General features: G+C 72.2%; 9 protein-coding genes. 3 read left to right on the top strand and 6 right to left on the bottom strand.

All coding sequences use genetic code 11. The annotated features are described in order from the left end of the window. Positions 1–116: 116 nt before the first annotated feature. The 4 genes from AB0D04_RS33415 to AB0D04_RS33400 form a co-directional block, all read right to left on the bottom strand. On the bottom strand, positions 117–752 hold the full coding sequence (locus tag AB0D04_RS33415) for a Uma2 family endonuclease (protein ID WP_362711043.1): 636 nt from the start codon (positions 750–752) through the stop codon (positions 117–119). Between the two features lie 126 nt (positions 753–878). Beyond that, the gene (locus tag AB0D04_RS33410) at positions 879–2,378 is read right to left on the bottom strand and encodes a lysophospholipid acyltransferase family protein (protein WP_362711041.1); all 1,500 of its coding nucleotides are present in this window, start codon (positions 2,376–2,378) and stop codon (positions 879–881) included. Then, complete coding sequence (locus AB0D04_RS33405) at positions 2,375–3,280, bottom strand: phosphatidate cytidylyltransferase (protein WP_362711040.1); 906 nt, start codon at positions 3,278–3,280, stop codon at positions 2,375–2,377. Before AB0D04_RS33405 ends, AB0D04_RS33410 begins: the two co-directional genes overlap by 4 nt. After that, on the bottom strand, positions 3,277–3,915 hold the full coding sequence (locus AB0D04_RS33400; protein ID WP_362711038.1) for a phosphatidate cytidylyltransferase: 639 nt from the start codon (positions 3,913–3,915) through the stop codon (positions 3,277–3,279). Before AB0D04_RS33400 ends, AB0D04_RS33405 begins: the two co-directional genes overlap by 4 nt. 339 nt (positions 3,916–4,254) lie before the next feature. On the opposite strand from AB0D04_RS33400, the gene AB0D04_RS33395 reads away from it, so the two are divergent. Continuing rightward, positions 4,255–4,386: a hypothetical protein gene (locus AB0D04_RS33395; protein WP_362711036.1), complete on the top strand. Its 132-nt coding sequence runs from the start codon at positions 4,255–4,257 to the stop codon at positions 4,384–4,386. Positions 4,387–4,480: 94 nt separating this feature from the next. Here the strand turns inward: AB0D04_RS33395 and AB0D04_RS33390 are convergent, their stop codons facing one another. After that, complete coding sequence (locus AB0D04_RS33390) at positions 4,481–6,076, bottom strand: fibronectin type III domain-containing protein (RefSeq protein WP_362711034.1); 1,596 nt, start codon at positions 6,074–6,076, stop codon at positions 4,481–4,483. A gap of 128 nt (positions 6,077–6,204) precedes the next feature. Between AB0D04_RS33390 and AB0D04_RS33385 the strand changes: the two genes are divergently transcribed. Both AB0D04_RS33385 and AB0D04_RS33380 read left to right on the top strand, forming a co-directional pair. Continuing rightward, positions 6,205–7,245 carry a 3-isopropylmalate dehydrogenase gene (locus AB0D04_RS33385; RefSeq protein WP_362711032.1) on the top strand — a complete coding sequence of 347 codons (1,041 nt, stop codon included), beginning with the start codon at positions 6,205–6,207 and terminating at the stop codon, positions 7,243–7,245. A 299-nt stretch (positions 7,246–7,544) separates the two neighbouring features. Further along, complete coding sequence (locus AB0D04_RS33380) at positions 7,545–8,633, top strand: branched-chain amino acid aminotransferase (RefSeq protein ID WP_362711030.1); 1,089 nt, start codon at positions 7,545–7,547, stop codon at positions 8,631–8,633. A gap of 77 nt (positions 8,634–8,710) precedes the next feature. Here AB0D04_RS33380 and AB0D04_RS33375 read toward each other — a convergent pair whose 3' ends face one another. Beyond that, on the bottom strand, positions 8,711–10,180 hold the full coding sequence (locus AB0D04_RS33375) for a cytosine permease (protein WP_362711029.1): 1,470 nt from the start codon (positions 10,178–10,180) through the stop codon (positions 8,711–8,713). Positions 10,181–10,240 lie beyond the last annotated feature (60 nt).

Below are 10,240 nucleotides of genomic sequence, written 5' to 3'. Positions count from 1 at the left end.
CGGCTCCACCGCGTTGGTGAAGCTGATCCCGTTCTTGGCCTCGCCCTGGTCGGACATCAGACGCTTGGTGGAGTCCGACACCCGTGGGGGGTGCCGGGCCGCCGTCGTCGTCGGGGTCAGCTGCCGGAGCGGCGCGGGCCGGTGATGGACTCGCCGATGGTGAAGCCCTTCGCGGGGCCTTCAGGGATGGTCACGTCCTGGCCGTACGGCCGCCGCATTGAGTTGCCGTAGTTCGCTTCTTCAGGGGAGGGCGAGGTCAGGACGGTGACATGGCCATGATCGTCGTAGTCGTCGATGATGACGTAGACGGGGATGCCGGCGCGGGCGTAGGCGCGGCGCTTGCGGACGCGGTCGCGCTGGAGGCCGTCGTGTCCGGGTGAGACCACCTCGACGATCAGTGCCACGCAGCGGGCCTCGAGGCCGAGACCGTCTTCGGTGATGAACTCGTCGTCGTCTTCGGGAGCGACGAATGCGTCAGAGATCAAGACCTTGCGGCCGTGCATGACATTGACGTCGTTGCTGACGACGTACGGGCTTGACTGCTCGTCCAGGAACCGAGTCAGCTCTCGGCGCAGCCGGTTGCTGGCCTTGCCATGGCTGTAACGACCTGTGGGCGACACCTCGATGAACCCCTCAACGATCTCGGCACGAAGGCCCTCGGGGAGTTCCATGGCTTTCCATGCCTGCCAAAGGAGCTCGTCCGAATGGGAGCCGGGGGGCATCTCGGGCGCCTCGTGGGCGAGAGCGGTCATGGTGCAGCACCTCCTCCTCGTAGTGTGGGCGCGCCTGGCCCGGTGGCACAAGCGACGCCGCCAAGCTAGAGCCGGCATATGCCACCGACCTGCGAAACCTCTGTCGTTCACCCGTTCGTATGACCGTCAGCTCCAGCCCGCAACGATCACCCCCAGCCCCACCGCGAACCCACTCCCCAACAGCGCGAGATACACCGGATACCGCCGCCGCCACGGCCGGGCCAGGGCCCCCAGGCCGGCGAAGGCGAGGCCGACCGCCAGGGTGCGGCTGCCACGCGCCTCGGCCGAGGCGAGGAGCCAGCCGGTGGCGGGCAGTTGGGCGCGGCCCGCCTCGGCCGCGTACACCTTGAAGGGAATGCCGTCCCACGGCTGGTGGCGGACGGCCGCGGCCCCCTCGTCGGCGAGCTGCCGGGAGACCTCTGCACGCATCCGGTCCGTGGTCAGCGGGGCAGGCAAGTGGGCGCCAAAGGCGGCTAGTTGGAGGGCCAGCAGGCCGCCCGCGAGGCTGCCGGCCAGGGCGGCGAGGGAGAGACGCAGTCCGGCGCGGGGTGCGGCCACGCAGGCGACAGCGAGGAAGAGTTCCGGCATCAGCGGCCAGCTCAGCGCCTCGGCGAAGGCCCAGGCGCAGGCGAGCGGGAGGCCCCAGCGGGAGGTGACGAGGGCGGCGGTGCGGCGGCGGAGCCGGGAGTCGGGTGTTGGTGAGGTGGCCGCGCGGTCGGTGAGGAACTGGACGGCGTCGCGGGCGCGCGCCGGGGCGACCGGGCCGTACAGGGGCGCCCCGATGTGGACGCGGAGGCGGGTGCGGCGGAGCCTGCCGTGCTTGGGCAGGAGGCGGTCGGTGCCCGCGAGGCCCACCGGGACGACCGGGACACCGGCCCGTTCGGCCAGGAGCAGGGCGCCCCGGCGGAACTCGCCGACCGCGCCGTCGTGGCCGCGGGTGCCCTCGGGAAAGAGGACCACGGCCCGGCCGGCCCGCAGCGCGTCGGCCGTGCCCAGCAGGTCGTCCAGGCCGCCGCCGGTGCGCCGTACGGGAAAGCCCGCGGCCAGGTGGCGGCAGATGCGGCGGCGCCAGGGGGTGGTGAACCAGTAGTCGGCGGCCGCGCCGATCAGCGGGGCGTGCCGGGCGTCGAGGGCGGCGAGCAGGGCCGCGGTGTCGGCGTGCGAGGAGTGGTTGGCGACCACGACGCAGCCGCCGCGGGGGAGTTGGCCGTGGCGGGTGATGCCGCCGGTGAGGGTGAGGGCCAGGGTCCACAGCGCGCGGCGCAGCCAGGCGGCGGTCGTGGCGGGACGGCCCACGCGGGGAAGCCGGCCGTCGGGGGGTGGGAGTGGCGTGGGGGAGAAGGGGTGCGGTGGGTGGCGGGGAAGGCCGAGGTGGCGGCGGGGCAGGAGGGGGCGGGTGCGCAGAGCGCCGCGGGTGTGGCGGTCCGGGCGGTGGGGGAGCAGTGCGCGGCGCCGGACGCGCGGGTCGCGCCGCCGGATCCGGTGGGCCGGGCGGGGGCGGCCGGTCCGGCCGGTGCGCCCCCGCCGTCCCGTACGGCCGTCGTCGGGCCGCGTACGTTCCGCCGCCCGCCCGGCGATCCGTCCGGTCATCCGCCTGGTCATCCGTCCCTCCAGCTCGTACGTCACAGGGTCACCACCATCGCCAGCGGCACCGCCACCAGCAGCGAGTCGATACGGTCCAGCAGTCCGCCGAAGCCGGGCAGCCAGCTCCCCGCGTCCTTTACCCCGGCCTCCCGTTTGACCATGGATTCGAGCAGGTCGCCCAGGACACAGCCGGTGAGCACGGCGGCCCACAGCCAGGGGGTGAACGCCCCGACGGCGGCGAGCGCACCGGCCGTGGCCACCGCGGCGCCGAGGACCCCGGCCCAGGTCTTGTTCGGGGAGAGCGGCGACAGCGGGCGGGCCAGTGGGCCGCGCCGGCCCAGTGCCGTACCACCGCACCAGGCGCCCACGTCACCGAGCGCGACCGCGACGCCCACCGCGACGGCGGTGCCGCCGAGCAGGACGAGGCCCGTGAGGGCGACCGGGATCCAAAGAAGCCCGAAGAGGGTGCGGGTGACGCGGGCCGCGCCTGTCGTGTGGTCGCCGGAGAGCAGCGCGGGCAGTGCGGCGGCGAGCAGCAGCACGGGCATCAGCCGCAGGTCCAGCCACTGCGGGCGCAGCCAGGCCAGCAGCGGCAGGACGACGGCCGCGGCGGCGAGGACATGGCGCTCGGCGCCGGCTGCGGATGTGCCGCCGGGCGCCATGCGTACGTACTCGGCCACGGCGATCAGCCCCAGCCCGGCCGCCAGCACCGCCGCGCCCGCCTCGCCGAAGAACAGCGACCCCAGGAAGACCGGGGCGGCCAGCGCCCAGGTGCGCCAGCGGCGGCGGAGTTCGCGGCGCATCCGTACCCGCGCGGGCAGCGCCGCGACGGCCATGCCGCCCAGCCCCAGCACCCCGCCGACCACCGGCGCGACCCGCGCGACGGCCTCGCCGCCGGTCAGGAGGAGGCCCGCGCCGCCCAGCGGCCCCACGAACGCGCTCATCGGGTCGCCCCGGCCGCCGGGACGGCGTCCGCCGGAGCGGCGTCCGCCGGAGCGGCGTCTGCGGCACCCAACTCCCGCCACAGCCAGACGAGTCGGAGCGCCGCCGTCAGCGCGGAGCCGGCCGCCAGAACGATCAGCACCGGCACCGCCCACCCCGTGGCGGCGGCCACCGCGGCGAGCAGACAGCGCTCCGTCTTGCCGACGGGGCCGCCGTTCCGGCGCGGCGCCCCGGCCGCCGCGCCCGCCAGCGCCACCCAGGACGGCAGCGTCGCGGCCAGCGCGGCGACCGAGACCAGCCACAGCGGGGCGAGGGCCAGGAAGCCGGCGAGGACGAGCAGGTCGGCCGCGCGGTCGCCGAGTTCGTTGAGGACCGAGCCGCGGCGGGTGCAGCGGCCGGTGTCGCGGGCCAGGGCGCCGTCGAGGTTGGCGAAGGCGAGCCGGGCCGCCAGCAGGGCCGTGACCGGCAGGGCGGCCAGCGGGGCCGGCAGCCAGGCGAGGGCCGCGGCGGCGCCGGCGGCGGCGAGCACACCGGCCGCGGTCAGCGCGTCGGGCGAGACCTCCCGGCGGGCCAGCGTGCCGCGGATGCCGCCGAGCCGGGCGGCGTACCAGGGCTTGAGTGCGTACAGGCCGTTCATGCGGCCACTCTCGCCGTGCAACCGCCCGCGACGGCACGGTGTTCGTACTTATGTGCGGTACTCAAGTGGCGTAAACGGCGGCTGAGTACCGCTCGCCCCAGCGCCACGGCGTGGCGTCCGTCTCAGATAGTAGGAAGCCCAAGTAATTGTGCAGACATCACGGCTGAGCTGTCCTAGCTTTGTAGCAGCCGAACGTATCGCTCCATCGAGCGAGGCGGATGCGGCCCGGTGCGCCAGCGCAGGTGATCCCTGCCGTGCCGAGGCCCCCGCCCCTTCCGGCCGTGTCTGCATCGACGCACCCCTCAAGCTCTCGGGGCTTTGGCATTGGAGACGTGAATCATGGCCGCGACTGCCGTCCGCAGGACCCGTCACTCCGCCCGTACGACCAACGAAGCCGACCGCCGCAACGCCGCGGCCGCCCTCCAGCGGGCGCTCGACCGGCGTGACAACGGCGGCGCCACCGGGCACTGATGCCCGGCCGGGCACCGACGCCCCGCCGGGTACGGATGCCCCGCCGGGTACGGATGCCCTGAGCGCGGACCGGCGCGCCCAGGGCGGCCGTCGCCTAGCGCGTCACCTCGAAGTGGTCCACGCGCTCGCCCGTCTCGGCGAGCGCGGTGACCTTCATCCGGGGGCGGTGCCCCGGCTCGACCTCGACCGCGATGAACGAGAAGCCGGTGTAGCGCACCCGCGACCACTCCACGGTGTCCACGGCCTTGGTGCGGTCCTTGGTCCAGTGGTAGGTCTGCACCGCGTCGAGGTCCTTGACACGGCCCTCGTAGCTGTCGGGCACCGGGAAGTCGTACAGCGCCTTGCCCGCGCCGCCCGCGGTGACATACACAATGCCGTCGCGCGAGGAGTCCACGCGCTCGCCGACCGGCACCTTCTTGCCGACCCGGCCGCCCTTGACGGCGTCGGTGCGCTCATAGATGTGGTTGTGGCCGTTGACGACCAGATCCACCTGGTGCTTCTCGAACAGCGGCAGCCAGGCGTCGCGCACCCCGCCGTCCGAGGCGTGCGCGTTGGTGGTGGAGAAGGCGCAGTGGTGGAAGAAGACGACGATGAAGTCGATCCCGTCCGTGGCGCGCAGTTCACCCAGGCGGCGGTCCAGCCAGCGGGTCTGCCGGCCGCCGGTGTAGTCCTGGTTGGCGGGGATCTCGTACGACACGTCGTTGGCGTCGAGGGCGACGACCGCGACGTTGGAGTAGGTGAAGGAGTAGACGCCGGGGGCGTTCTCGGCGTCCGGTCCGGTGCCCGGCAGCGTCCAGCGGGCGTTCTGGCCGCCGTAGCCGTTGGGGGAGTACCACGCCTCCATGTCGTGGTTGCCCGTCGTCACCATCCACGGCACGGACTTGGCCACCGACTCGGTCTGGGCGAGGAACTGGTCCCAGACGCGGGCGTCATAGGTGTCGTGTTCGGAGCCCTGGCCGCTGGAGTCCGCGTAGCAGATGTCGCCCGCGTGCAGATGGAACGCCGGGTTCTGACCCAGGATCAGCTGGTCGTTGGCGAGCGCGTCATAGCTGACGCCCTGGTCGCCGAAGGCGGTGAAGACGAACGCCTCGGCGCGGGCCGGCGCCGTACGGAAGGTGCCGACGGTGGAGAAGCGGCGCGCCTCGGCCGGGTCGAAGCCGTCGTGGCCGACGCCGTAGTAGTACGTCGTCCCCGGGCGCAGCCCGTCGAGCGCCGCATGGAGGTAGTACTGGTCGACGGCCGGCAGCTTGGCCGACAGCGACGGGGTGTGCAGAGCGCGCACCTCGGCCTCGATCTTGCGCCCCAGCTCCCACGGCTTGAGGCCCACCCGCAGATACGGCCGCTTGACCGCGAACGGCACCTGCCAGGCCACCCGCATCTGGGTCTTCGGATCGGCCCCGAAGGAGAGATGGCGGCCGAAGGGGGCGACGAGGGAGCCGTCGACCGCGGTGGTGGCGGGCGAGGACAGCAGGGTGGGCGAGACCGCCTGCGCCGAACCGGCCAGCAGGCCGGAGCCCGCGACCACACCCGCGGTGGCCGCCGAGGTGCGCAGCAGACCGCGGCGGGTCAGCTTCGTACGGAGGTACTCATGCTGCTCGGGCATGCTCAGCCGGGCCGCGAGCCGCTCCGGTATACCGACGCGGGGGAGATGCGAGGGCAGGGGGCCGGACCCCCGGGAAGGTGCAGTCATGCGTTGAATTTCGCAGTGCGAGCCGTCCACAGTGGGGCGTAGGGGTGAACGGCAGCTGACCGGCTTCCCATGTGTCCGTATGACGGACGTTACGTGTCAATCAATGGGACGGAGAGTAGGGTCCAGGCATGTCTCGCACCATTCGCCTCGCAGTGATCCCCGGTGACGGTATCGGCCAGGAAGTCGTGGCCCAGGGCCTGAAGGTCCTGACGTCGGTACTCCCGCAGGACGTCAAGCTGGAAACCAAGGAATACGACCTCGGGGCCAAGCGATGGCACGAGACCGGCGAAACGCTCCCGGATACGGAACTCGAGTCGCTCAAGCAGCACGACGCCATCCTGCTCGGCGCGATCGGCGACCCGTCGGTGCCGTCCGGAGTGCTCGAGCGCGGACTGCTGCTCAAGCTCCGCTTCGCCTTCGACCACTACGTCAACCTGCGGCCGTCCAAGCTCTTCCCGAACACCGCCACACCGCTCGCCGGCCGCCCCGAGATCGACTTCGTCGTGGTCCGTGAGGGCACCGAGGGCCCCTACACCGGCAACGGCGGCTCGCTGCGCACCGGCACCCCCGCCGAGGTCGCCACCGAGGTCAGCCTCAACACCGCCTACGGCGTGGAGCGCGTGGTCCGGGACGCGTACGAGCGGGCCAACGCCCGCCCCCGCAAGAAGCTGACGCTGGTCCACAAGAACAACGTCCTGGTCTACGCCGGCCACATGTGGAAGAACATCTTTGACAAGGTCGGCCAGGAGTACCCCGAGGTCACCACCGACTATCTGCATGTCGACGCGGCGACGATCTTCTTTGTCACACAGCCCGAGCGGTTCGATGTGATCGTCACCGACAACCTCTTCGGCGACATCCTCACCGACCTCGCCGCGGCCGTCACCGGTGGCATCGGCCTGGCCGCCTCCGGAAACATCAACCCGACCGGCGAGTTCCCCTCGATGTTCGAGCCGGTGCACGGCTCCGCCCCGGACATCGCGGGCACCGGCAAGGCCGACCCGACGGCGACGATCCTGTCCGTCTCCCTGCTGCTGCGCCACCTCGGCCACGAGACCGAGGCGGCCCGCATCGAGGAGGCCGTCGCGGCCGACCTGGAGGCCCGGGACGGCACCGCCCGCACGACGGACGAGATCGGCGACGCCCTCGCCGCGCGCGTAGCGGGCTGAGGCCCGCAGCGCACCCACCAGCAGCACCGACAGCGCCGGGCCCCACGGGGGTCCGGCGCTGTCCGCATTTCCGGCCGCCGTCCCGCCCTGTGCTACCGCCGGGTTGGATGCGACCATCAGACCCGGTGACCGTACACATGTGGACGCCGACGGCCCCCTACGAGCGATAATCGGACGCGGGGGCCGCCGTCCACGAGGAAACTCGGACGTCCCAGTAACGACCGGTACGTCAAGTAACCGCCGTACGCGGCCGCCGCCAACCGCACCGGTGCGGACCACGCAGTGAAGGACATGCATTCATGACGACGCCCACGATCGAGCTCAAGCCCTCCTCGCACCCGCTGTCCGACGCGGAGCGGGAGAAGATCCTCGCCGGCCCCGGCTTCGGCCGCTACTTCACCGATCACATGGTGACGATCAAGTGGACCGAGGGACGGGGCTGGCACGACGGCGAGCTCGTGCCGTACGGGCCGCTCTCCCTCGACCCGGCGACCAACGTCCTGCACTACGCGCAGGAGATCTTCGAGGGCCTCAAGGCATACCGTCAGCCCGACGGCACCGTCGCCACCTTCCGCCCCGACGCCAACGCCCGGCGCTTCCAGGCCTCGGCCCGCCGTCTGGCCATGCCGGAGCTGCCCGTCGAGACCTTCATCGAGGCCTGCGACCTGCTCGTCCAGCAGGACAAGGACTGGGTGCCCGCGCACGGCGGCGAGGAGTCGCTCTATCTGCGCCCGTTCATGATCGCGACCGAGGTCGGTCTGGGCGTGAAGCCCGCCAACGAGTACCTCTTCGTCGTCATCGCCTCGCCCGCCGGCGCGTACTTCGCCGGCGGCGTCCGGCCGGTCTCCATCTGGCTGTCCGAGAACCGGGTGCGCGCCGTCCCCGGCGGCATGGGCGACGCCAAGACCGGCGGCAACTACGCCGCCTCGCTGCTCGCCCAGGCCGAGGCCGCGGTGCACGGCTGCGACCAGGTCGCCTACCTCGACGCCGTGGAGCACAAGTGGGTCGAGGAGCTCGGCGGGATGAACCTGTACTTCGTCTACGGCGACAAGATCGTCACGCCCACGCTGTCTGGCTCCCTCCTCGCCGGTGTCACCCGTGACTCCCTGCTGTCCGTCGCCCGTGACCTCGGCTACCAGGCGGAGGAGGCCCGGGTCTCCATCGACCAGTGGAACGCGGACACCGCGAACGGCACGCTGACCGAGGTCTTCGCCTGCGGTACGGCCGCCGTGATCACCCCGGTCGGCACGGTCAAGAGCGCGGCCGGCGAGTGGACCCAGTCCGGTGGCGAGCCCGGCAAGGCCACGCTGAGGCTGCGCGAGGCGCTCCTCGACGTCCAGCGCGGTATCGCCGAGGACACGCACGGCTGGATGCACCGCCTGGGCTGAACCCGCGCCCGCCCGTACGCAACCGAGGCCGCCCCCGACGCGATGTCGGGGGCGGCCTCGGTCGTGCCGGCGTCGGCTCAGCCGGCCTCCACGGCTGCCTCCACGGGGGGCGCCGCTGGGGTCGCCGCAGGGGTCGCCGCGGCGGCGCGGACCGCCGGAACCGGGCGCGGCTGCCCGGCGCTGAGGGCCAGGTAGGCGGTGGCCGTGACGGCCGCGGCCATCAGGAAGCTGAAGTCGATGCCGCCGGTGAACTCGACCAGCGGGCCGGTGTACGTCGGGTAGGCGTCGACGCCCAGCACACCGACGATCGCGCCGAGGACCCAGGCGAGGGTGGCGCGGACGTTCCAGCCGGCCTGGAACCAGTAGACGCCACCGACGGTGCGGCGGTTGTAGACCTGGAGCGACGCCTCGTCGTACCGGCCGCGGCAGCGGATGTAGTTGATGAGGGTGATGACGGCCCAGGGGGTGCCGGCCGCGGTCAGCATCAGCACGAACGCGGTCATCGCGTCCTGCGCCTCCCACAGGAAGTGACCGCCGAAGACGAGCGCGGTGGAGAAGGCGGCCACGACGTACGTGGCCTGGGTGCGGGTGGCCTTCGGCAGGATCGCGTCGAGGTCCAGACCCATGCTGTAGAGCATCAGACCGGCGTTTCCGACCGAGCCGGCGGAGGCGGCGAGCAGCAGCGGGACGAGGAACCAGAACGGTGCCTGGGCGACGAGCGGTCCGGCGTAGTCCTCGAAGCCGCCGATGCACAGCGCGGTGAAGGTACCGAACAGCTGCGGCACCAGCAGGCCGATCACCAGACCGACATAGGTGCAGCCGAGGACGGCCTTGGCGCTGTGCCGCTTGGGCGAGATGTAGCGGGTGTAGTCGCCGAGCAGGGTGATGAAGGCGATCGGGCCGCTGAGGCCGGCGGCGACGGTGGCCAGGATCCAGGTCGTCCAGAAGTCGCCGAGCAGGTACTCGCTGCCGGCGACCGGCGCGGGGTCGAAGTGGCCCGCGTAGGCGAACAGGCCGAGCACCAGCAGGATCGTCATGCCGATGGACAGCACGCGGCTCATGCGGAGCAGCAGCTTGTAGCCGTAGACGGCGCCGAAGGCGGTACAGAAGGCCAGGACCGCGTAGACGACGCCGTAGCTCACGCCGCCGGCCGGCAGGCCGAGGAGACGGTTCAGCGTGCCGACCATGGCATCGCCGCCCACCCAGAGGGTGAGCGCGGTGTAGCCCAGGGAGAGCAGCAGGCCGATGATCGAGCCCAGCAGGCGGCCGCGGACGCCGAAGGCGGCGCCGCTGCTGGTGGAGAGGTTCGTCGCGGTGCGCAGGGAGACCAGCGACAGCGGGGCGACGAGGGCACTGCCGACCACGGTTCCGATGACCAGAGAGCTCAGCGACGCCCACCAGCCGAGTCCGAAGGAGACCGGTAGCCAGCCGAAGATCACTACGCCGAGTGCGAGGTTCGATCCGAGCAGGAGGGAAATGAGGTCGCGAGGTCGGCTGGTGCGTTCCTCGTCCGGGATCGTGTCGACTCCGCGTTGTTCGATCGGCATGAGGGCTCCCCTGAGAGGCCGGAACAGTGGTGTGTGGCAGTGCTCGATGGCTGCTGTGTG

Origin of the sequence: Streptomyces sp. NPDC048483, assembly GCF_040651455.1 — a bacterium.
In the GTDB taxonomy this organism is placed as follows: domain Bacteria; phylum Actinomycetota; class Actinomycetes; order Streptomycetales; family Streptomycetaceae; genus Streptomyces.
Note: the sequence above shows the minus strand (reverse complement) of the source record. Positions and strands in the feature narration are given on the sequence as shown.

Bases quoted from the DNA above. Each gene is read 5' to 3' on its own strand.
- AB0D04_RS33415 (WP_362711043.1), bottom strand. From the start codon at position 752: ATGACCGCTCTCGCCCACGAGGCGCCCGAGATGCCCCCCGGCTCCCAT.
- AB0D04_RS33405 (WP_362711040.1), bottom strand. From the start codon at position 3,280: ATGAGCGCGTTCGTGGGGCCGCTGGGCGGCGCGGGCCTCCTCCTGACC.
- AB0D04_RS33400 (WP_362711038.1), bottom strand. From the start codon at position 3,915: ATGAACGGCCTGTACGCACTCAAGCCCTGGTACGCCGCCCGGCTCGGC.
- AB0D04_RS33395 (WP_362711036.1), top strand. From the start codon at position 4,255: ATGGCCGCGACTGCCGTCCGCAGGACCCGTCACTCCGCCCGTACGACC.
- AB0D04_RS33390 (WP_362711034.1), bottom strand. From the start codon at position 6,076: ATGACTGCACCTTCCCGGGGGTCCGGCCCCCTGCCCTCGCATCTCCCC.
- AB0D04_RS33385 (WP_362711032.1), top strand. From the start codon at position 6,205: ATGTCTCGCACCATTCGCCTCGCAGTGATCCCCGGTGACGGTATCGGC.
- AB0D04_RS33380 (WP_362711030.1), top strand. From the start codon at position 7,545: ATGACGACGCCCACGATCGAGCTCAAGCCCTCCTCGCACCCGCTGTCC.
- AB0D04_RS33375 (WP_362711029.1), bottom strand. From the start codon at position 10,180: ATGCCGATCGAACAACGCGGAGTCGACACGATCCCGGACGAGGAACGC.